Origin of the sequence: Georgenia sp. SUBG003 (assembly GCF_000715355.2) — a bacterium.
Classification (GTDB): Bacteria; Actinomycetota; Actinomycetes; order Actinomycetales; family Actinomycetaceae; genus Georgenia.
On the sequence record NZ_CP180204.1, the window covers coordinates 3,241,452 to 3,261,976 of the forward strand.

Consider the following 20,525-nt stretch of genomic DNA (forward strand, 5'->3'; position numbering starts at 1 on the left):
GTGCCGGACCGACCGGTGGGCCGGGGTCGTCAGCCGATCATGGTCGACGGCCCCGGCCCGCCGGAGCGGCGCTCGAGCAGCACGGCGACCACGGCGATCACCAGCCCCGCGAGCGCGAGAAGGGATCCCGCCCAGGCGGGCGCCAGGTAGCCGAGCCCGGCGGCGATGACGAGCCCGCCGACCCACGCGCCCAGGGCGTTGCCGATGTTCAGCGCGCTGTGGTGCAGGGCGGCGCCCAGCGAGGGGCCCTCCCGGGAGACGTCGAGAAGCCGGGTCTGCAGCGCCGGCCCGATGAGCTGGCTGCCGACGGAGACGAGCCCCACCATGGCGAACGCGCTGACCGGGCCGCTGACCACCGCGGCGAAGGCTGCGAGGGTCGCCGCCATCGCGACCAGGCCGGCGACGATCGATCCGTGCACGGACCGGTCGGCCACCCGCCCGCCGAGCAGCGTGCCGAGCGTCATCCCGACCCCGAAGACGAACAGCACCCACGGCACCTGCGTCTCCGCGATGCCGGCGACCTGCGTCATCGTCGGGGTGATGTAGCTGTAGACGGCGAACATGCCGCCGAAGCCGACCGCGCCGGTCCCCACGGCCAGCCACAGCTGGAGCGAGCGCAGGGCCGTCAGCTCCCGCCGCGCCGTCGCCCCGGCCCGCACCGCGACGGGCGGCACCCAGCGCCAGATGGCCGCCGCGCCGAGCACGGCCACGGCCGTGACGAGCCAGTACAGGGAGCGCCAGCCCCACGCCTGCCCCATCGCGGTGGAGAGCGGCACGCCGAGCATGGTGGCCACGGTCAGCCCGACCATCACGAGCGAGACGGACCGGGCGCGGCGCTGGGGCGGGGAGACCGCGGAGGCCACCACGGCGGCGATCCCGAAGTAGGCCCCGTGAGGCACACCGGCGAGGAACCGGGCGACGAGCGCCGTCGTCAGGGTCGGGGCGAGCGCGGAGAGGGCGTTGCCGACCGCCAGCGCCAGGGCGAGCGCGACGAGCAGTCCGGTGCGCGGGGCACGGGACGTGGCGAGCACGATCGCCGGCGCCCCGACCACCACGCCGAGCGCGTAGGCCGAGACGAGGTGCCCGGCCTGCGGAATGGTGGCGCCGAAGGACTCCGCGACCTGGGGCAGCAGCCCCATCGTGGCGAACTCGGTCGTGCCGATCGCGAAGCTGCCCACCGCCATGCCCAGCAGGGCCAGTGCGAGAGGACGGGGCTGGAGGACTCCGGTGAGCGAGGTGGGGTTCACGCGAGGTCGTACGCCGAGCGACGCACCGAGAAGGAGTAGCCGCTGGCCTCGTGGCGGCAGGTCATGCCGGTCTCCTCGGAGGCGCACGTGAATCCGTCCGTGCGCTCCTCCTGGCCGTAGCCGAGGGCGGGCGTGCCCGCGCCCTCGATCGTCAGGTCCTGTCCGGAGGAGTCGCACACGAACGACGCCCCGTCCGCCGTCACCTGGAGGAAGTGCCCCACCTTCCCGTCGCACTCCTCGACCACGGCGGCAGGGATCTGGTCCGCGTACTCGAAGGTGGCGATGCCGCACAGCGCCCGCTCGTCGTCGACGGCGCAGGCGATGTTGCCGCTGGGGCTGACGAAGTCCCACGCCACGTCGGCAAGGTCCTCACCGCGGGTGGAGTCCGTGGGCTCCTCGGTGGCGTCGGACGTCGTCGGGCGCGTCGCGGAGGCCGTTCCCGTGCCGGCCGCGGTGCTCGGTCCCGGTGCGGCCGAGCCGGTCAGCCGCACGGCCAGCAGCACCGCGAAGACGGCGACGAGCACCACCGAGACGACGACGACCGCACGCTCGCCCCCGCTCAGCCTGCTCCGACCTGCCTGCGCCATGTCCTGCTCCTGTTCGTCCTCGGGCCCCGCCCGCGTGATTCTCTGCCCGGCCCGCGTGTGCCGGTCCCCGGCCGCGCCGTTCCTGGCGTCGGCCGGCCCGGTGGGCCGGCTCGGCAGCCTGAGGCCGCGCCCGCTCCGTTCCCGGGGGGACTGCCGCTACCGGACTCGATCCTCCGTTCCGGGCGGAGACACGCTACGCCATCGCGCCGGCCCCTGACGCCGCCGTCGGCGGCGACGACCTCGGTGCTCGCCTCCCCGCCGTCGGCCTCCTCCGCCTGCCGGCCCAGCAGCCAGGAACCGGCGCCGCGCAGCCGGGCCGGGACGGCGGCGACGGGGGTGGCGGTGACCACGAGGATCCCGAACAGGCCGGCCAGCACGAGGATCGGGACAGCCCCCCACTCGGAGAGCAGGATCGTCAGCGGGGTCCCGAGGAGCCAGCCCAGCAGGCCCCCGGCGCGCTCCACGGCGGCGAAGTCGGTACCCGGGCTGGGCAGGTCGAGGCCGATGTGGATGAGGCCGCACACGGCGGCGATCACGGCGGTCAGTCCGATCGAGACCCGGGCGTTGGCCTGGGCACGCTCGGGGTGACGCATCAGCCGGACGGCCATGCCCACCAGGACGAGCGGCAGCAGGACTCCGAGGACGCCGACGACCCCTGCGGCGACGTGGTGGACGACGTTCCCGGCGATGCCGGAGAGCCCGAACCACTCGCGCAGCGCGATGACGATGGCGAGGCCGAGCAGCAGGAACGCCAGCCCGTCGCGGCGCAGAGCCGGGTCGAGATCCTTGGCGCCTGATCCGACGCTGCGTGCGGTGCCACCCACCAGGTGCGCTCCTCCCATCCAGATGCCGCGGGCTGCGCGCACCGGGAGCGACCGGCGCTGCGGGCGCGACGGTCTGGTCGGCCGCCCGCCACCACGGGTTCCTTTGCCGCTCCGGGAGCCGCGCGACTGGGACCCACGTGCTGTCGAGGCCGACCGTCCGCGAGAAGTCGTACGGGTAGCCATGTTGCTGCCCAAACTAACCCGCGCACGCCACGGCCGCCCGGACGGCGCGCCGCACGGGCGGGTCAGGACACGAGCGAGAAGAGCCACACCCGGGCCTGCGCACGGCCCGGGCCGCTCCGGCGGGCCGGCGTGCGGCCCGCGCGCAGGTTAGGCCTCGACCACCGTCGGGATGATCATCGGGCTGCGGCGCAGCCGCTTGGCCGCCCACCGCCCCACGACCCGGCGCATCGCCTGCTGCATCTGGTGCGTGTCCGCGTTGCCGCGGCCCACGACCTCGTTGAGCGCGCTGGTCACGTCAGGCAGGATCGCGTCGAAGACCGAGTCGTCCTCGGCCATGCCGCGGGCCTGGATGTGCGGGCCGGTGAGGACCTTGCCGGTGGCGGTGTCGACGACGGCGAAGATGGCGATGAAGCCCTCCTCGCCCAGGATGCGCCGGTCCTTGAGCTCGGCGTCCGTGATCTCGCCCACGGAGGAGCCGTCGACGTAGACGTAGCCGCAGGGCACCGCGCCGGCGATCCGCGCCCGGCCGTCGACGAGGTCCACGACGACGCCGTCCTCGGCGAGGACGACGCGCTCCGCCGGCACGCCGGTCTGGACGGCGAGCGCACCGTTGGCGACGAGGTGGCGGATCTCGCCGTGCACCGGCATGACGTTCCTCGGCCGGACGATGTTGTAGCAGTACAGCAGCTCGCCGGCGCTCGCGTGGCCGGAGACGTGCACACGGGCGTTGCCCTGGTGGACGACCTTCGCGCCGAGGCGCATGAGCCCGTTGATGACCCGGAAGACGGAGTTCTCGTTGCCGGGGATGAGGGAGCTGGCGAAGATCACGGTGTCGCCCGGACCCACCGCGACGCGGTGGTCGCGGTTGGCGATCCGGCTCAGCGCCGCCATCGGCTCGCCCTGGGAGCCGGTGGCCATCAGCACGGTCTCGTGGGGCGGGAAGTCGTCGATGTGCTTGACGTCGATGAGCGTGCCCGGCGGCACCTTGAGGTAGCCGAGCTCCGCGGCGATGCCCATGTTGCGCACCATCGACCGGCCGACGAGCGCGACCTTCCGCTCGTGCAGGGCCGCGGCGTCGAGCACCTGCTGGACCCGGTGGACGTGGGAGGCGAACGAGGCGACGACGATCTGCCCCTCCGCCTGCGCGAAGACGTTGTCCAGGACCCCGCCGATGTCCCGCTCGTGCGCGGTGAAGCCGGGCACCTCGGCGTTGGTGGAGTCGGTCATGAACAGGTCCACGCCCTCCTCGCCCAGCCGGGCGAAGGCGCGCAGGTCCGTGATGCGGTTGTCCAGCGGGAGCTGGTCCATCTTGAAGTCGCCGGTGTGCAGGACGTTGCCGGCCCTCGTGCGGATCATCACGGCGAGGGCGTCCGGGATCGAGTGGTTGACGGCGACGAACTCCAGCCCGAACGGCCCGAGCTGCTCCGTCTGCCCCTCGCGCACGGCGAGCGTGACCGGGGTGATGCGGTGCTCCTTGAGCTTGGCCTCGATGAACGCGAGGGTCAGCTGGGAACCGAGCAGCGGGATGTCGCGGCGCTGACGCAGCAGGTAGGGGACGCCGCCGATGTGGTCCTCGTGGCCGTGGGTCAGCACGATCGCCTCGATGTCGTCGAGACGGTCGGCGATGTAGTCGAAGTCCGGCAGGATCAGGTCGACGCCGGGCTGGTTGTCCTCGGGGAAGAGGACGCCGCAGTCGACCACGAGGAGACGGCCCGCGTGCTCGAACACGGTCATGTTCCGGCCGACCTCGCCGAGCCCGCCGAGCGCGACGATCCTCAGGCCTCCCTGCGGGATCGGACCGGGTGCGGACAGCTCAGGATGGGGATGGCTCACGGACCCATCTTGCCAGCACGGCGCCCCGGGCCCCGCCCCGGGCCGGCCGCGGCTCCGCCGTCGTCAGTCGAGCAGGCCCTCCTCGCGCAGGACGGCGGCGAGGTTCGTGACCTCCTCCTCGGCGGCCTGGACCAGCGGGAGCCGGACGGTGGGCGTGGGGATGACCCCCTGCAGGTGGAGGGCGTGCTTGGCCATGACCGCGCCCTGCCCGCCGCCCATGATCGCCCCGACGAGCGGCCGCAGGCGGGCGGCGACGGCGCGGGCGCCGGGCAGGTCGCCCTCGTCGACCTCGCGGACCATCTCGGCGTAGGAGCCGGCGGCGACGTGGCCGACGACGGAGACGACGCCGGAGGCGCCGTGGGCGAGCCAGTCGAAGTTGAGGGCGTCGTCGCCGGAGTAGAACTCCAGGCCGGTGCGCGCCATGCGCTCGAACCCGGCCGGGACGTTCCCGGTGGCGTCCTTCACGGCCTTGATGCGGGGGTGCTCGGCGAGCCGGTCGAGGGTGTCGTCGGCGATCGCGACGCCCGTGCGGCCGGGGATGTCGTACAGGATCACCGGCAGGTCGACCGCGTCGGCGACGGTCTTGATGTGCTGGTACACCCCCTCCTGCGACGGCCGGTTGTAGTACGGGGAGACCACCAGCAGGCCCTGGGCACCGGACCGCTCGGCGCCCTGGGCGATCCGGACGGCGTGCGCGGTGTCGTTGGAGCCGGCGCCGCCGACGACCATGGCGCGCTCCCCGACCGCGTCGACGACCGCGCGCATCAGCTCGTCCTTCTCGGGCTGGTGGGTGGTGGGTGACTCCCCCCGTGGTGCCGTGCAGCACCAGGCGTCGCAGCCGTCGGCGACGAGCTTGACCGCGACCGCCACGCCGGCGTCGACGTCGATCGAGCCGTCCTCGTGGAACGGGGTGACCATCGCGGTGGCGACGGAGCCGAACGTGCGCGACGGGACGCGCGGGGAGGCGGTGGAGTCCATGGGCACGACGGTAACGCGGCGGGCGCGTGCCGCCGACCCGACGTTCCACATGGTGGCGGCCGTGTCGTCCTGGACAGGCCCGGGGCGTCGGGGCCCGCACGCGCCGGGCCTCGTACGGCCGGCGGATAACCTGGGCCGATGACCTCACCGGACGACCTCGGCCACCAGGACGTGCTCGGCGGGCTCCTCGCCGGGCAGGACGGGGACGACCCGCACGCGGGGCACGCCCACGCCGACCCGCTGCGCCCGACCGCGGACCTGTCGGTGCGTCCGGCCCTTCCCGAGGACGCGTGGGCGGTGGGCGACGTGCACGCCCGCACCCTGCGCGCCTCCCTCGCGGCGGGCGTCGGCCACAACCTCGGTCCCGAGCTCGCCGCGGCGATCGACCCGGCGGCGCTGGGAGCGTCGTGGGCCGCCGCGATCGGCTCGCCGCCGTCCCCCCGTCACCGGGTGCTCACGGCGGTGGCGGGCGCGCAGGTGGTGGGCTTCGCCGCCTTCGCGCCCGCAGAGGTGCCCGTGGACCGTCCGCCCGGCACCCGACGACGGGACGACGGGCGGCACGGTCGACGGCGGGGACGCCGGCACGCACGGGGACAGCACCTCGGCGCGAGGAGCTCCTCGGCCAGCGCCGCGTGGGTTGCGCGCCGCTCGCGGCTGGTCGCACCGACGTAGACGGCGGAGCGCACCAGCGGGTGCCGCAGCTCCACCTGGCCGCCCACGACCCGCAGAAGGGCCGAGCGCTCGACGTCGTCGAGCGCGTCCGCGTCCGCACCCAGAGCGCGCGCCGCCCGTTCGACGACGGCGAGGCGGCCGGAGTCGTCCGCGGCGGCGACGAGGAGGAAGGCCCTCGCGCCCGCGGGCAGCCGGCGGTACCGGTCCAGGAACGCGCGCTCCACCCCGGCCGTCAGCGGCAGCTCCGCGGGCAGCGGCTCGGTCCCGGCGAGCTGGGCGGGGGAGAGGGCTTGCGCGAGCTCGACGAGCGCGAGCGGGTTCCCGCCGGTGCTGCGCGCGAGGCGGACGCGCACGTCCGGCGGCACCGGGCCGGCGGAGTGCTCGGCGAGGACGGCGGCCGCGGCGTCGTCGTCGATCCCGGTGAGCTCGATGCGCGCGAGGTCGCCGGCGTCGAAGGTGCGCTCGTCGCCGTCGCGGGCGCGAAGAGCACGGCGACCTTCTCGTCGTCGACCCGCCGGGCCACGAACTGCAGCGCCGCGGTGGAGGCCTCGTCGAGCCAGTGGGCGTCGTCGGCGACGACGAGCACCGGAGTGTCCTCGGCCGCTGCCGAGAGCAGGCTGAGCGCACCGAGGAATACCAGGAAGCGGTCCGCGTCGCCGTCGTCGGACTCGCCGAGGGCGGCGCGCAGCGCACGGGCCTGCGGCGCCGGCAGCTTGTCGGTCAGACCCAGGACCGGGCGGAGCAGCCGGTGCAGGGCCGCGAACGCGAGCGGTGACTCGGACTCGATGCCGCGCGTGCGCAGGACGGTCATGCCGGTCGCGCCGTCGGCGGCCTCCGCCAGCAGCGCCGACTTCCCGACCCCGGGCAGCCCGTGGACGACGAGCGCGCCGCCGGCACCGGCGCGCGCGGAGTCGAGCAGCGCCGAGACTGCGGCGCGTTCGGGGTCACGGCCAGCAAGCACCGGGAAACGTTAGCGCCGGGCGGCCGGGTCGAAGGCCCGAACCGTCACGCGCGAGCAGGACGACCGACCGTGGGCGTCCGGATCGCCGATCGGGCGCGGAGCTGAGACGACGTCCGGACGTTCCGGGTGGTCAGGACGACTCGACGGGCGACCTGTTGCGGCCGTCCGGCGGACGGGGGAGCGTGGGAAGCACCCGAGCGAAGGAGTGGACATGGCCGAGCGCACCGCGGCGGACGTCATCGCCGACTGGCCCGAGGAGTCGCGTGAGGCGGCCCAGCTCGTCGTGGACAGGTACGGCGAGCCGCAGGAGACCACCGACTCCTACCTCATCTGGTACGGGCCCGGCCCGTGGAAGCGCATGGTGGCCTCCAAGGACTTCGACGAGCACCGCTTCCCCGCCCCGCACAACGACTCCGTGCAGTCGGTGATCGGGTACCGCGTGCCGCCGGAGAAGGTCTCCGACCTGGCCCGGTTCGACGGCAGCGTCGTGGTGGACCGCACCCAGGGCGAGGTGTCGGCCCGCTGCCACGACGAGGAGGCCAACAACCTCGCGCTGAACCTCATGCACGACATCGTCACCGGCGCCAGGAGCGTCGAGGACGCCCGCGCCTACTACGCCGAGGAGTTCGCCGGCTACCGGCGCGGCGACCCCACGCCGTACATGGACAAGCTCCAGTTCGACGGCGTGCCGGACGCGGCCGACCCGGACGAGCGCGTCCTCTCCGACGAGGACCTCGAGCAGGCGCAGCGGGAGGGCGAGCAGAAGGGCGGCTGAGCGTCGCTCCGGCTCAGTGGTGGACGACGTCGTCGACCGCCAGGCGGATGAACGCGCCGTCGCCGGCGTAGTCGTCGCCGTACCCGGCGACGATCCGAGTAGGGACGGTGAACCCGCCGAACGTGCCCTCGGCCAGCGTCCGCGCCCCGAAGGTGTGCCACTGCCACGGGCCGCCGCCGAGCTGCGCCCAGCGGCGCGTGGTGCCCTCGCGCATGGCACCGTCGCTGGCGGTCCGGAGCGTGCACTCGTGAACCTCGCCGCCTACCGGTACGAGCGCGACGACCTCGGTGCCGGAGATCTCCCGCCACCGGACCGACGGGTCCAGCGCCGTGGCGGGCGACCAGCAGATCTCGCTGGCGGCCCGGGCGGCCGCGCTCCGCACGAGGTCGGCGCCGGACGCCCGGACCACGGGCACCACCCCCAGCAGCCGGTGCGTCATCTCGGCGGTCTCGCCGTGCAGACGGTCGACCCCGAGCATGGGGGACCCCGAACAGGCTCGTCCGCACCGGCCACACGTACCCGCGCAAGGGGTCCAGGGCCTGGCGGGCCCGGATGGGCCACCACCGGCCGCCCAGGCGGATCTGGCCGTGCTGGCGCATCTCGACCCCGCGGCGCAGCGGCGTGCCCGGTGCGATCGCGTGGTCCAGCCACCGCCGGGCAGCGGCCGGAAGCTCGCGTGCCACGGCGGGGTCGTACCTCTCCGGCGCGGGCGTGGGTGACAGCTGATGCTCGCGCTCCGCGACCTCCGCCGCTCGCGTGCCCGCTCGGCCGCCCGACGCTCGCGCTCCGCGACCTCCGCCGCCTCGCGTGCCCGCTCGGCCTCACGGATCTGTCGTCGGGTCAGTGGTGCCGCCTGTTCGGGCACAGCACTTTCCGACATCGAGGAACCTCCGGAGGGTGGAGTGACACGACCTGCTGGAGGCCGTCGTGAACCGCATCAGGGACACCCGGAATACGGTGCGTCACGGAACAATAACGAACGGGCCCGCGCCGGTCCAATACCCCTCGGACGAGGTGTGGATCACGCTGGTGTCGCCGGGCGTGCGCCGGTCAGCGGCGCTCGGCCCGCTGCATCGAGTCACGGACCTCGCCGACGAGCTCCTCGAGGATGTCCTCGAGGAAGACGACGCCGATCTCCTCGCCGCGTTCCGCCCCGGACTCGCGGACCACGAGCGCCAGGTGGGCGCCGGTGCGCTGCATGACGGCGAGCACGTCCTCGACCTCGTCCCCCGGCACCACTGACGCGAGCGCGCGCGTGCGCCAGGCCGGCACCGGCCGCCGGCGGCCCGCCTCGTCGGCGTAGAGGACGTCCTTGACGTGGAGGTAGCCGGCGAGCGAGCCGTCCCCGGCGACCAGCGGGAACCGGGAGAAGCCGGTGCGGGCGACCTCGCGCTCCACCTCCTCCGGGGTGCACCCCAGTGGAAGGGAGACGAGGTCGGACAGCGGGACCATCACCTGCTCCGCCGTCTCCTCCGAGAACTCGATAGCCCCGGTCAGGAGGCCGAGGTCGTCCCGGAGCACCCCCTCCGCCTGGGAGCGCTGGACGATGGAGGCGACCTCCTCCGCCGTGAAGGCCGACGTCACCTCGTCCTTCGGTTCCACGCCAAGGATCCGCAGCACCGTGTTGGCGATCCAGTTCAGGCCGGCCACCACCGGGTGCAGCACCTTCGACAGCAGCACGAGCGGGGGCGCGAAGATCAGGGCCGCCCGTTCCGGCGAGGTCACCGACAGGTTCTTCGGCACCATCTCGCCGACGACGACGTGCAGGTAGACGACCAGGGCGATCGCCACCGTGAAGCCGACGACGTGGCTGGCCTCCGCCGGCAGCCCGGCCGCGACCATCGGCGCCTCGACGAGGTGGGCGACGGCCGGCTCGGCCACCACGCCGAGGCTCGTCGAGCACACGGTGACGCCGAGCTGGGCGCAGGCGAGCATGAGCGTCACGTGCTCCATCGCGTACAGGACGGTCCGCGCGGACCGGGACCCCTGCTCGGCGAGCGGCTCGATGCGCGAGCGTCTGGCGGACATCACCGCGAACTCGGCGCCGACGAAGAAGGCGTTCAGCGCGAGGAGGAGGACGCCGACGAGAAGCGCGGTGCCGGTGCTCACGCGGCCTCCTCGGGCACGCCCCACACCCGCAGCCGGTCGACGCGACGGCCGTCCATCTGCTCGACGTGCAGCACGACACCCCCGATCGCGACCTCGTCGCCGACCCGCGGGATGCGGCCCAGCCGGTCCATGACCAGGCCGCCCAGGGTCTCGTACGGACCGTCGTCGGGGACGTGGAGGTCGGCCTGGTGGGCGAGCTCGTCCGGGCGCAGGACGCCCGGGACGACCCAGGATCCGCCCGGCCCGGCGTGGGCCCCGGAGCGGCGGCGGTCGTGCTCGTCCGCCACGTCACCGACGAGCTCCTCGACGACGTCCTCGAGCGTGACCACGCCCGACGTCCCGCCGTACTCGTCGACGACGACGGCCATCTGCAGCCCCTCGTCACGAAGCTGCACGAGCAGCGGCGCGAGGGCCAGCGTCTCGGGCACCCGGGGCGCGTCGACCATCAGCGAGGAGGAGGAGACGGGCACCTCCGCACGCCGTTCGTAGGGCACGGCGATGGCACGGCGCAGGTGGACCAGACCCACGATGTCGTCGTTCCCGTCGCCGATCACGGGAAAACGCGAGTGGCCGGTCGCGCGGGCGAGGTCGACGACGTCGGCGGCGGTGTGCTCCCGGGTCATGGTGCGGACCCGCCCGCGGTCGGTCATGACGTCGACGGCGGTGAGGGCGCCGAGCCCGATCGACCGGGTGAGCAGGGTCGCCGTCGAGACGTCGAGGGTGCCGTGCTCGGCGGAGCGGCGCACGAGGGCGGCCAGCTCCGAGGCGGACCGGCCGCCGGAGAGCTCCTCGGCGGGCTCGACGCCGAACCGGCGCAGGACCCAGTTCGCGGACTCGTTCAGCCCGGTGATCACGGGCCGGAGCGCCCTGGTGAAGACTCCCTGGACCGGCGCGACGTGCCCGGCCGTCGCCAGGGGGTCGGCCAGCGCGAGGTTCTTGGGCACGAGCTCGCCGAAGACCATCGAGAAGGAGTTGACCAGGACGAGGGAGAGGACGACGGCGGCCGGCGCGGCGGCGGCCTCGGCCAGCCCGGCCGAGCCGAGGGGCCCGGTCAGCAGCTCCGCGAGCGCCGCCTGCGTGGTGTAGCCCAGCAGGATCGTGGTGGCGGTGATGCCGACCTGGGCGCTGGAGAGCTCCAGCGACAGGTGCTTGAGGGCCCGGCTCACGACGACGGCCCGCCGGTCGCCGGCAGCCGCCCGGCGGTCGACCGTGCCGGGGTCGAGCGCGACGAGGGAGAACTCCGCCGCGACGAAGACGAAGGTGCCGGCCGTCAGGGCGACACCGAGCAGCACGAGCAGCCAGTCCGTCAGCACGCGTCCCTCCGCCTGCCGCGTGCGGGTCTCGGGCTGCGTTCGGGACGGTCGGCTCTATGTCGACCGCGGCGGGATCGTCGCATGGTGGCTCGATTGTACGAGCGGGGTCTGCGCCGTCCACCGGGGACGCGACTCGCCGCGGGCGCCACCGGCCGTCGCGTGCGCCCGCACCCGGCCGGGCCGGGCGTCCCACGACCGGGGCCGACCGGGCCCTTGGTCCTAACCTCTGGTGACGCCCGCTTGACCCGGACTTGGTCGGCGCCTCCGTACGGGCGCCTCCGGATGTGATTTTCGGCCCTGCCGCGCCGGGTGGATCGCGACGGTCGGCCGCGAACGCATAGGGTTGTAGGGATCTTCGTCACACCCCTGGAAGAGGGCGATTTCCGAGTGTCCACGCAGGAACACCACGACCCCATGGCCGCCTTCGGCGCCAACGAGTGGCTCATCGAGGAGCTGTACGAGAAGTACCGCCAGAACAAGCAGTCGGTCGATCCGGCCTGGTGGGACTTCTTCGAGGGCTACGAGGGGCGCACGGCGAACGGCTCCGGTCACGCCCCGGCGCCGGCCGCCACCGGTGCGCGCCAGGCCACCGAGGCGGAGGAGAAGGCCCCGGCGGCAGGAACTTCAGCAGCGCGGTCTCGTCGGCCTCCTCCTGCGCGAGGGTGGCGGTGAGCTGGACGAGGTCGTCGGCGAGGAGGCGCGCGCGGGCGTCGCGCAGGTCGGCCTGGACCACCTGGGCACGGCGGGCCACGTCCGCCTGCCTGGCCAGCGGGCCGAGCTGGCGGCGGATCTCCGCGGACAGGTCCGTCACGCGGGCGAGGTTGGCCGCCATCGCCTCGAGCTTGCGGAGCGCCTTCTCCTTGCGGCGCCGGTGCTTGAGGACGCCGGCGGCCTCCTCGATGAAGCCGCGGCGCTCCTCGGGGGTGGCCTGCAGGACGGAGTCGAGCCGACCCTGACCGACGATGACGTGCATCTCCCGGCCCATGCCCGTGTCCGAGAGCAGCTCCTGGATGTCGAGCAGGCGGCACGAGGTGCCGTTGATCGCGTACTCGGACCCGCCGGAGCGGAACAGGGTGCGCGAGATCGTCACCTCGGTGTACTCGATCGGCAGCAGCCCGTCCGTGTTGTCAATCGTGAGGGAGACCTCCGCGCGCCCCAGCGGGGCGCGCGAGGACGTGCCGGCGAAGATGACGTCCGCCATCGACCCGCCGCGCAGCGTCTTGGCGCCCTGCTCGCCCATGACCCAGGCGAGTGCGTCGACGACGTTGGACTTGCCCGACCCGTTGGGGCCCACCACGCAGGTGATCCCCGGCTCGAGGTGCAGCGTGGTCGCGGACGCGAAGGACTTGAACCCTCGCAGCGTCAGCGTCTTCAGGTGCACGCAGGGCAGCCTATTGCCACGGGCGCCGTGGCGCGGTCACCTTGTGGACGGCGCGCGGCCGCTCACAGAGCCAGGCACCCGGCTTCCAGACCCGGGCACCGGCTTAGGCTGGCCGGCTCACAGCCCGGGGAACCACAGCCCGATCTCGCGTGCGGCGGACTCCGGGGAGTCCGAGCCGTGGACGAGGTTCTGCACGACGGCGGTGCCCCAGTCCCGGCCGAGGTCGCCCCGGATGGTGCCGGGGGCGGCGGTGGTGGGGTCGGTGGTGCCCGCGAGCGCGCGGAAGCCCTCGATGGCGCGGTGGCCCTCGACGACGGCGGCCACGACCGGTCCCGACATCATGAAGTCCACCAGCGGCTGGAAGAATGGCTTGCCCTCGTGCTCGGCGTAGTGCTTCGCGAGCAGGTCGGCGTCCACGGTGCGCTGCTCGAGCGCGAGGACGGAGTACCCCTTGGCCTCGATCCGGCGCAGGACCTCGCCGGTGAGGCGGCGGGCGACGCCGTCGGGCTTGACCAGGACGAGGGTGCGCTCAGGCTGGGAGGTAGTCACGTGGAGGCAGGTTACCGGTCCGCGGGCGTGGTCCCCGCCCGACCTGCACGGTGCGCGAGCTCGGCGCGGTAGCGCTCCTGCCGCTCGACGTCGATCCGCGCGCCGACACGCATGGAGACGATCCACAGGACGACGAAGATCCCGCCGATCACGAACATGGTCGGCACCACGAGGCCGGACAGGACGAGCAGGACCTGGACGGCCGTCCCGAGGACGTACCCGGCCCGGCCGCGCCGCACCAGGGCGGTGGCGACCGCGCAGGCGAGCATCGCCGCGCCGCCCACCCCCCAGACGACGCCGCGGTCGGCGACGTCGAGCCCGTGCGCCACGAGCGTCGCGAAGAGCACGACGAAGAACTCGCTCATCAGCACCGTGACGGCGAACATCTGGCGCGCCGAGCCGGGGCGGCGGATCTCCTGCTCGGGCGGACTGCCGGGGGCGGCCGGGGGTGTGCTCACCCCGTCAGGCTACTTAGGTGGCGGGCTGCTCGCCGAACCCGTCGGCCACCGCCGCGGCGACGCCCTCCAGCGCCTCGGCGGCCTGGGACCCCGCGGCCGTGACGAGCATCTCGTCGCCCTTCTCCAGCCCGAGACCCATGAGCGAGAGCACGCTCGCGCCGTCGACGCCGTTGACGGTCACCTCGGCGTCGTACCCGGCGACCAGCCGGGCGAGCAGCGCCGCCGGCCGGGCGTGCAGGCCCACCTCGTTGGTGAGGGTGAACGTGCGGCTGAGCTGCGCGGGCTCCTCCCCCGCCCCCGAGACGGCGGCGTCCGCGGCCGACGTCGGCCTGGACGTTCCGCTGGACGCGGCGACCGCCACGCTCTCCGGCGGCCAGGCCGCCCGGGCCGGGCTGGCCGCGCTGCTGCTGTCCCGCTACGACGTCCTGCTCCTCGACGAGCCCACCAACGACCTCGACCTCGCCGGGCTGGACCGGCTGGAGCGGTTCGTCGACGAGACGCGCTCCCCGCTCGTCGTGGTGAGCCACGACCGGGAGTTCCTCGCCCGCACCGTCACCGGCATCGTCGAGCTCGACCTCGCCCAGCAGCAGGTGACCGTCTACGACGGCGGCTACGAGGCGTACCTCGCCGAGCGGGAGCTCGCGCGTGCCCGGGCGCGCGACGCCTACGAGGCGTACGCCGAGAGGCTGTCCGACCTGAAGGACCGCGTGCAGACCCAGAAGACCTGGACGGACAAGGGCGTGCGCAACGCCCGCAGGAAGGCCGCCCGCGAGCCGGACAAGCACGTCAAGGCCCACGCCGTCGCGGTGTCCGAGAAGCAGGCCGCCAAGGTCAGCCAGTCCCGCCGCGCCATCGAGCGTCTCGAGCGCGACCGTGTGGAGGAGCCGCGCAAGGAGTGGGAGCTGCGCATGTCGATCGCGCAGGCTCCCCGCAGCGGGAGCGTCGTGGCGGTGCTGGACGGCGCCGTCGTCCGCCGGGGCGGCTTCGTCCTCGGGCCGGTGACCACCCAGGTGGACTTCGCCGACCGCATCGTGATCACCGGGGCCAACGGCTCGGGCAAGTCCACGCTGCTCGCGCTCCTGCTCGGCCGGCTCGTCCCCGACGACGGGCGGGCGGCGCTGGGCTCCGGCGTCGCCGTCGGGGAGGTGGACCAGGCGCGGGCCATGTTCACGCGACCGGAGCCGGTGGCCCGGACGTTCGGCGAGCTGCTGCCGGAGTGGCCGGAGGCCGACGTACGCACGCTCCTGGCGAAGTTCGGGCTGGGCGGCGAGCACGCCACCCGGCCGGCGTCCTCCCTCTCCCCCGGCGAGCGCACGCGCGCCGGCCTGGCCCTGCTGCAGGCACGGGGCACCAACCTGCTCGTGCTCGACGAGCCCACGAACCACCTCGACCTGCCCGCGATCACCCAGCTCGAGCAGGCGATCGAGTCCTTCCCCCGGCACGGTCCTTCTCGTCACGCACGACCGGCGCATGCTCGGGCACGTGCGGGCGACCCGCCGGTGGCAGCTCGAGGCGGGCCGGCTCACCGAGCCGGGGGCCTGACCGGCCCCGGTACGCCGACGGCCGGGACGGCGCCGCCGGGCACCGTGGCGCCCGCCCGCGTCCGCCGTCAGTCCTCGACCTTGACCGCCGAGATCTCGAACTCGAGGTTGATCTTCTCCGACACCAGGACGCCCCCCCGTGTCCAGGGCCACCTGCCACTCCAGGCCCCAGTCGCGCCGGTTGACCCGCCGGGTGCCCTCGAAGCCGGCACGCAGCCTGCCGTCGGCGTCGCGGTGGATGCCGGTGGACTCCAGCGGGATCGCGACCTGCTTGGTGACGTCGCGGATCGTCAGGTCCCCGACCACCATGTACGCGTTGTCCTCGACCTCGTCGATCGTGGTGCTGCGGAAGACGATCTCGGGGTAGCGCTCCACGTCGAAGAAGTCGGCGCTGCGCAGGTGCTCGTCGCGCTGGGCGTTACGGGTGTCGACGCTGCCCGCCTTGACGGTGACCTCGACCGACGACCTCGACGGATCGCCCTCCTCGACGTGGATGTGCCCGTCGACGTCGTTGAAGGCGCCCCGCACCTTCGTCACCATCGCGTGGCGGGCGGAGAAGCCGACGCGCGTGTGCGCCGCGTCGAACACCCACTCACCGCTCAGCGACGCGTCGAGATCGGTCATCATGACTCCCTTGCCGGGGCTCCGTCGTTGCCCGAATGACCGGAATTCTCGCACCAGATCCGCCCGCCGAGGGACGGTTTGCGACCGTAGACTTCGCTGCGCGAGGGGCGACCGTCCGCCGCCCCGCCTTCCACGAGGACGTGGTCACATGCGGATCTCCGTGCCGCGCGAGGTCAAGAACACCGAGCTGCGCGTCGCCATCACCCCGTCGGGCGTCGACCAGCTGGTCCGTGCGGGTCACGAGCTCTTCGTCGAGACCGGGGCGGGCGCGGGCTCGTCCATCGCCGACGACGACTACGCCGCGGCCGGCGCCGCCGTGCTGCCGGGACCGGACGAGACCTGGGCGGCGGGGGACCTGGTGCTGAAGGTCAAGGAGCCGGTGCCCGAGGAGTTCCACCGCATGCGGGAGGGGCAGACGCTCTTCACCTTCCTCCACCTGGCCGCCGACCGCCGGCTCACCGAGGAGCTGCTGGCACGGAGGGTCACGGCCGTCGCCTACGAGACGGTCGAGCTGGCCGACGGCAGCCTGCCGCTCCTGGCCCCGATGAGCGAGGTGGCCGGCCGGCTGGCACCGATGGTGGGTGCGCACACGCTTCTCACGTCCGAGGGCGGGCGCGGGGTGCTGCTCGGCGGGGTGTCGGGGGTGTACGCGGCGAAGGTCGTGGTCATCGGCGCGGGCGTGGCCGGCATGAACGCCGCCGCCATCGCGCTGGGCATGCAGGCGGAGGTCCTGCTGCTGGACAAGGACCTCGCCAAGCTGCGCCACGCCGACGCCATCTACCAGGGCCACTGCCAGACCGTCGCCTCCAACGCGTACGAGATCGACAGGGCGATCGCGGACGCCGACCTCGTGATCGGTGCCGTCCTCGTGCGGGGGGCACGCGCCCCCAAGCTCGTCGGCCTCGAGCAGGTCCGGCGGATGAGGCCCGGCTCCGTCGTCGTCGACATCGCCATCGACCAGGGCGGGTGCTTCGAGGGCGCCCGGCCCACGACCCACAGCGATCCCACGTACCGGGTCCACGACACCGTCTACTACTGCGTGGCCAACATGCCGGGCGCCGTGCCGCACACGTCGACCTACGCGCTGACGAACGTCACGGTCCCCTACGCCCTCCAGCTGGCCGGCCGGGGGTGGCGCGAGGCGATGCGCGCGGACCCGGCGCTGGCCAAGGGGCTGAACACCCACGACGGCGCGCTCGTGTGCGCGCCGGTCGCCGCTGCCCACGGCATGGCGGCCACGCCGCTGGAGGACGTCCTCGACGGGCGGACGGTCAGGCGCTGACGAGCGAGCCGAGCACCGAGGTGAAGAGCTTCAGCCCGTCGGTGCCGCTGCGCGGAGCGCCGCCCATGTCGGGCCCGAAGCCGGGCTCGACGGCGTGCTCGGGGTGCGGCATGAGGCCGACGACGTTGCCGCGCTCGTTGCTCACGCCGGCGATGTCGCGCAGGGACCCGTTGGGGTTGTGGCCCTCGTAGCGGAAGACGACCTGGCCCTCCCCCTCGAGACGGTCGAGGGTGGCGTCGTCGGCGACGAAGCCGCCCTCGCCGTTCTTGAGCGGGACGGTGATGACCTGGCCGGCCTCGAGGTCGGACGTCCAGGCGGTGGAGTCGTTGACCACGCGCAGCTGCTGGTCCCGGCAGACGAAGCGCTGGTGGTCGTTGCGGATGAGCGCGCCCGGGAGCAGGTGGGCCTCGCAGAGGATCTGGAAGCCGTTGCAGATGCCGAGGACGGGCAGGCCGCCGCGGGCGGCCGCCACCACCTCGGTCATGACGGGGGCGAAGCGGGCGATGGCGCCGCAGCGCAGGTAGTCCCCGTAGGAGAACCCGCCGGGCAGGACGACGGCGTCGACGCCGTGCAGGTCCGCGTCCGCGTGCCACAGGGCGACGGGCTCGGCGCCGGCGAGGCGGACGGCGCGGGCGGCGTCGCGGTCGTCCAGGGAGCCGGGGAAGGTGACGACGCCGACCCGGGCGCCGGACGCGGCGGCCATCAGCGGGTCCCGTCCGCGTCGTACACGCCGACGACGTCCTCGATGATGGGGTTCGACAGGGCGGTCTCCGCCGCCTGGCGGGCCGCGGCGAGGAGCTCGTCGGTGACCTCGCCCTCGACGTTCAGCTCGAAGCGCTTGCCCTGCCGCACCCCGCTGAACTGGTCGAGCCCCAGGCGGGGCAGCGCCCCGGCGACGGCCTTGCCCTGGGGGTCGAGGATCTCGGGCTTGGGCATGACCTCGACGACGATGCGTCCCATGTCTGCGCTCCTTGGGATGGACGACGGCGAGGCCAGGGTAGCCGCTGGACGGGAGCGGCGGCCGGGGTGTCCGCCGTCGCGCCGGCGCCCGGGCCACCCGGGCGCACGACGACCGAAGGGGCCTCCCGATGACGACCAGGAGCACGCCCGCCGCAGCTGCGGGCCCCGCCGCGGACCCGACGGCCACCGGGGCCCCGGCCACCGTGACGGACCTCGGCGCCGCCACGGACCTGCTCGAGACGGGCGCCGACACCGCCCACGACTATCTGGAGGTCCGTGACCTGCGGGTCAGCTTCGACGGGTTCGTCGCCGTCGACGGCGTGGACCTCACGGTGGTCCAGGGCGACCTGCGGTTCCTCATCGGCCCCAACGGCGCCGGCAAGACCACGATCGTCGACGCCGTGACCGGTCTGGTCCGGGCGAGCGGCTCCGCCCAGTTCGGCGGGACCGAGCTGCTCGGCCGGAAGGTCCACCAGATCGTCCGCGCCGGGGTCGGGAGGACCTTCCAGACGGCCAGCGTGATCGAGGGGCTCACGGTGCTGCAGAACCTCGACATCGCCGCCGGCTCGCGCAGGCCCGCCCTCCGGCGGCTGCGGCGCCGGACCACGGTGGACGAGGCCGTCGAGCTGGCGATGGAGACGGTCGGCCTCGCGCACCTGCGCGACACCCCCGCCGGGGTCCTCGCCCACGGCCAGAAGCAGTGGCTGGAGATCGGCATGCTGCTCGTCCAGGACGCCCGGCTGCTCTTCCTCGACGAGCCCGTGGCCGGCATGAGCCAGGGCGAGCGGGAGGAGACCGGCCGGCTGCTGCGGACGATCGCCGAGCGGCGCACGATCGTCGTCGTCGAGCACGACATGGAGTTCATGCGTTCCGTCGCCGACTCGGTCACCGTGCTGCACCAGGGCAGGGTGCTCAGCGAGGGCAGCGTGGCGGACGTCCAGGCGGATCCGCGGGTGGTCGAGGTCTATCTCGGTTCCCCGGCGAGAACGGAGGAGAACTGATGCTCGAGCTGTGCGACGTCCACGTGGGGTACGGGCGGACCACCGTCGTCCGGGGCGTGGACCTCACCGTCCCGGTGGGCGGGGTGACGGCGGTGATGGGTCACAACGGCGCGGGGAAGACCACGCTGCTGCGGTGCGCCGTCGGGCTCCTGACGCCCCGGACGGGCAGCGTCCGGCTCGACGGCGAGGACGTCACCGCCCTGCCGCCGTACGCGCGGGTGCGCCGCGGGCTGGCCTACGTGCCGCAGGGCCAGCAGTCGTTCGGCGACCTGACGACGTGGGAGAACCTCCGGCTCGTCGCGGACCGGCGGCGCGACGGCCGCCCGGCCCGCGCCCGCGTCGCGACGCCGGACGAGCGGCGCGAGCTCTGGCCGCGCGTCACGTCCGCCTACCGCGCTACGCCCGCTACCAGTCCCGCACCGCCCGCGAGATCGCGCTGGTGCTTGTCGAGCCGTCGGCTGCCTCCGGCGACTGAGTCTCGGCCGGTCCAGGGCCAGTGTGTCCCGGTCTGGCCCCGAAGCACCGAAGGGGCGTGCCCCGACGGCGCCGGACTTCTTCGCGTACCGCTCAGGTCGGTCAGCGGCGCACCCGGTAGCGCAGATGAAGCACCCGGTCGCCCTGAAGCACCACGTCGGGATCGTCCAGCAGGTGCTGAGCGTGGACCGACCCGAAGTAGCGCTTGCCGGACCCGAGCACGACGGGGACGACGTCCATGCGCACCTCGTCGACCAGGCCCGCCGCAAGCACCTGCCCACCGACGTCGCCGGCGGCGACCTCGACGATGCGGGAACCCGCGAACTCCTGCGCCTTGGCCACGGCTGCCTCGACGCCGTCGACGAAGTGGAACGGCGCTGCGGGGTCCCAGCCCTCGGGCTGCGGCCGGTGCGTCACGACGACCACGTGGTCGACCCCGCTCGGAGGTCTGCCGTCCCAGCCGTCCGTCAGGTCGAAGACGTGGCGACCGACGATCGTCACCCCGATCTGGTCCCAGTACGGCCGGGTGTAGTCGTAGGACGTCTGCGACACCTTCACCGCGCCGCTCTCGTCCAACGGGACGTCACCGTTGACCAACCAGTCGAACAGCGGCCCGGGCTGGTCGTCCTCGTCCGCGACGAAGCCGTCCACCGACACCGAGCTGTACATGACGACCTTGCCCACGGGGCCCTCCTCCGCTTCGGGGTGCCCCCAAGCTAGCGAGTCGTGAGGTGTCGCTGTCAGGGATCAATCGGCCGGGCGGCAGCGGCCAG

Annotated in this window: 20 protein-coding genes and 5 pseudogenes; 8 read left to right on the forward strand and 17 right to left on the reverse strand. The window is 73.8% G+C overall.

Annotated elements, in window-relative coordinates; all coding sequences use genetic code 11:
• Positions 1 to 29 precede the first annotated feature (29 nt).
• The 5 genes from DA06_RS16805 to dapA all read right to left on the reverse strand — a co-directional run bounded on the left by DA06_RS16805 (position 30) and on the right by dapA (position 5,652).
• Positions 30 to 1,247 carry an MFS transporter gene (locus tag DA06_RS16805; RefSeq protein ID WP_043502187.1) on the reverse strand — a complete coding sequence of 406 codons (1,218 nt, stop codon included), beginning with the start codon at positions 1,245 to 1,247 and terminating at the stop codon, positions 30 to 32.
• Positions 1,244 to 1,834: a DUF6636 domain-containing protein gene (locus DA06_RS16810; protein ID WP_043502189.1), complete on the reverse strand. Its 591-nt coding sequence runs from the start codon at positions 1,832 to 1,834 to the stop codon at positions 1,244 to 1,246. Before DA06_RS16810 ends, DA06_RS16805 begins: the two co-directional genes overlap by 4 nt.
• A complete protein-coding gene (locus tag DA06_RS16815) occupies positions 1,807 to 2,658 on the reverse strand; it encodes a DNA translocase FtsK 4TM domain-containing protein (protein ID WP_418605518.1) in 852 nt (283 codons plus the stop codon). The genes DA06_RS16810 and DA06_RS16815 overlap by 28 nt, the downstream gene beginning before the upstream one ends.
• A gap of 330 nt (positions 2,659 to 2,988) precedes the next feature.
• The gene (locus DA06_RS16820) at positions 2,989 to 4,674 is read right to left on the reverse strand and encodes a ribonuclease J (protein ID WP_043502198.1); all 1,686 of its coding nucleotides are present in this window, start codon (positions 4,672 to 4,674) and stop codon (positions 2,989 to 2,991) included.
• Between the two features lie 63 nt (positions 4,675 to 4,737).
• Entirely contained in the window at positions 4,738 to 5,652 is a 915-nt protein-coding gene (gene dapA, locus DA06_RS16825; protein WP_043502200.1) for a 4-hydroxy-tetrahydrodipicolinate synthase, read from the reverse strand.
• Between the two features lie 138 nt (positions 5,653 to 5,790).
• Between dapA and DA06_RS16830 the strand changes: the two genes are divergently transcribed.
• Positions 5,791 to 6,324, forward strand: coding sequence for a hypothetical protein (locus tag DA06_RS16830; RefSeq protein WP_418605520.1), 534 nt, complete (start codon positions 5,791 to 5,793; stop codon positions 6,322 to 6,324).
• Between the two features lie 232 nt (positions 6,325 to 6,556).
• Here the strand turns inward: DA06_RS16830 and DA06_RS16835 are convergent, their stop codons facing one another.
• On the reverse strand, positions 6,557 to 7,285 hold the full coding sequence (locus DA06_RS16835) for an ATP-binding protein (RefSeq protein ID WP_052436882.1): 729 nt from the start codon (positions 7,283 to 7,285) through the stop codon (positions 6,557 to 6,559).
• A 211-nt stretch (positions 7,286 to 7,496) separates the two neighbouring features.
• Between DA06_RS16835 and DA06_RS16840 the strand changes: the two genes are divergently transcribed.
• Positions 7,497 to 8,060 carry a hypothetical protein gene (locus DA06_RS16840; protein ID WP_043502206.1) on the forward strand — a complete coding sequence of 188 codons (564 nt, stop codon included), beginning with the start codon at positions 7,497 to 7,499 and terminating at the stop codon, positions 8,058 to 8,060.
• A 13-nt stretch (positions 8,061 to 8,073) separates the two neighbouring features.
• On the opposite strand, the pseudogene DA06_RS16845 reads toward DA06_RS16840, so the two are convergent.
• From DA06_RS16845 to DA06_RS16855, 3 genes and pseudogenes are all read right to left on the reverse strand, one after another.
• Positions 8,074 to 8,743 (reverse strand): annotated as a pseudogene (locus DA06_RS16845) (DUF6544 family protein).
• Between the two features lie 367 nt (positions 8,744 to 9,110).
• Positions 9,111 to 10,169: a hemolysin family protein gene (locus DA06_RS16850; RefSeq protein WP_043502213.1), complete on the reverse strand. Its 1,059-nt coding sequence runs from the start codon at positions 10,167 to 10,169 to the stop codon at positions 9,111 to 9,113.
• Complete coding sequence (locus tag DA06_RS16855) at positions 10,166 to 11,482, reverse strand: hemolysin family protein (protein ID WP_418605522.1); 1,317 nt, start codon at positions 11,480 to 11,482, stop codon at positions 10,166 to 10,168. The genes DA06_RS16850 and DA06_RS16855 overlap by 4 nt, the downstream gene beginning before the upstream one ends.
• Positions 11,483 to 11,896: 414 nt before the next feature.
• Between DA06_RS16855 and DA06_RS16860 the strand changes: the two genes are divergently transcribed.
• On the forward strand, positions 11,897 to 12,154 hold the full coding sequence (locus tag DA06_RS16860) for a 2-oxoglutarate dehydrogenase E1 subunit family protein (protein ID WP_418608070.1): 258 nt from the start codon (positions 11,897 to 11,899) through the stop codon (positions 12,152 to 12,154).
• Here DA06_RS16860 and DA06_RS16865 read toward each other — a convergent pair.
• The 4 genes and pseudogenes from DA06_RS16865 to DA06_RS16880 all read right to left on the reverse strand — a co-directional run.
• A pseudogene (locus DA06_RS16865) lies at positions 12,108 to 12,863 on the reverse strand (chromosome segregation SMC family protein); the annotation flags it as partial. The gene DA06_RS16860 and the pseudogene DA06_RS16865 sit on opposite strands and share 47 nt — an antisense overlap.
• 117 nt (positions 12,864 to 12,980) lie before the next feature.
• Positions 12,981 to 13,412, reverse strand: a complete 432-nt coding sequence (gene ndk, locus DA06_RS16870; RefSeq protein WP_043502223.1) for a nucleoside-diphosphate kinase — start codon at positions 13,410 to 13,412, stop codon at positions 12,981 to 12,983.
• A gap of 11 nt (positions 13,413 to 13,423) precedes the next feature.
• The gene (locus DA06_RS16875) at positions 13,424 to 13,870 is read right to left on the reverse strand and encodes a DUF4233 domain-containing protein (RefSeq protein ID WP_418605523.1); all 447 of its coding nucleotides are present in this window, start codon (positions 13,868 to 13,870) and stop codon (positions 13,424 to 13,426) included.
• 13 nt (positions 13,871 to 13,883) lie between these two features.
• Positions 13,884 to 14,114, reverse strand: coding sequence for an HPr family phosphocarrier protein (locus DA06_RS16880; protein WP_418605525.1), 231 nt, complete (start codon positions 14,112 to 14,114; stop codon positions 13,884 to 13,886).
• Between the two features lie 64 nt (positions 14,115 to 14,178).
• Here DA06_RS16880 and DA06_RS16885 point away from each other — a divergent pair.
• Positions 14,179 to 15,412, forward strand: a pseudogene (locus DA06_RS16885) (ATP-binding cassette domain-containing protein); the annotation flags it as partial.
• A 209-nt stretch (positions 15,413 to 15,621) separates the two neighbouring features.
• On the opposite strand, the pseudogene DA06_RS16890 reads toward DA06_RS16885, so the two are convergent.
• A pseudogene (locus DA06_RS16890) lies at positions 15,622 to 16,038 on the reverse strand (YceI family protein); the annotation flags it as partial.
• 145 nt (positions 16,039 to 16,183) lie between these two features.
• Between DA06_RS16890 and ald the strand changes: the two are divergent.
• Positions 16,184 to 17,317, forward strand: coding sequence for an alanine dehydrogenase (gene ald, locus DA06_RS16895; protein ID WP_043502230.1), 1,134 nt, complete (start codon positions 16,184 to 16,186; stop codon positions 17,315 to 17,317).
• On the opposite strand, the gene purQ is transcribed toward ald, so the two are convergent.
• Entirely contained in the window at positions 17,307 to 18,020 is a 714-nt protein-coding gene (gene purQ, locus DA06_RS16900; protein ID WP_043502232.1) for a phosphoribosylformylglycinamidine synthase subunit PurQ, read from the reverse strand. The genes ald and purQ overlap by 11 nt on opposite strands.
• A complete protein-coding gene (locus DA06_RS16905; RefSeq protein WP_043502234.1) occupies positions 18,020 to 18,277 on the reverse strand; it encodes a phosphoribosylformylglycinamidine synthase subunit PurS in 258 nt (85 codons plus the stop codon). Before DA06_RS16905 ends, purQ begins: the two co-directional genes overlap by 1 nt.
• 128 nt (positions 18,278 to 18,405) lie before the next feature.
• On the opposite strand from DA06_RS16905, the gene urtD reads away from it, so the two are divergent.
• The 3 genes and pseudogenes from urtD to DA06_RS16920 all read left to right on the forward strand — a co-directional run bounded on the left by urtD (position 18,406) and on the right by DA06_RS16920 (position 19,753).
• Complete coding sequence (gene urtD / locus DA06_RS16910) at positions 18,406 to 19,278, forward strand: urea ABC transporter ATP-binding protein UrtD (protein WP_418605526.1); 873 nt, start codon at positions 18,406 to 18,408, stop codon at positions 19,276 to 19,278.
• Between the two features lie 95 nt (positions 19,279 to 19,373).
• A pseudogene (locus tag DA06_RS16915) lies at positions 19,374 to 19,544 on the forward strand (ATP-binding cassette domain-containing protein); the annotation flags it as partial.
• 11 nt (positions 19,545 to 19,555) lie between these two features.
• The gene (locus tag DA06_RS16920) at positions 19,556 to 19,753 is read left to right on the forward strand and encodes a hypothetical protein (protein ID WP_418605527.1); all 198 of its coding nucleotides are present in this window, start codon (positions 19,556 to 19,558) and stop codon (positions 19,751 to 19,753) included.
• A 101-nt stretch (positions 19,754 to 19,854) separates the two neighbouring features.
• On the opposite strand, the gene DA06_RS16925 is transcribed toward DA06_RS16920, so the two are convergent.
• Complete coding sequence (locus DA06_RS16925) at positions 19,855 to 20,436, reverse strand: dihydrofolate reductase family protein (protein ID WP_043502243.1); 582 nt, start codon at positions 20,434 to 20,436, stop codon at positions 19,855 to 19,857.
• Between the last annotated feature and the right edge of the window lie 89 nt (positions 20,437 to 20,525).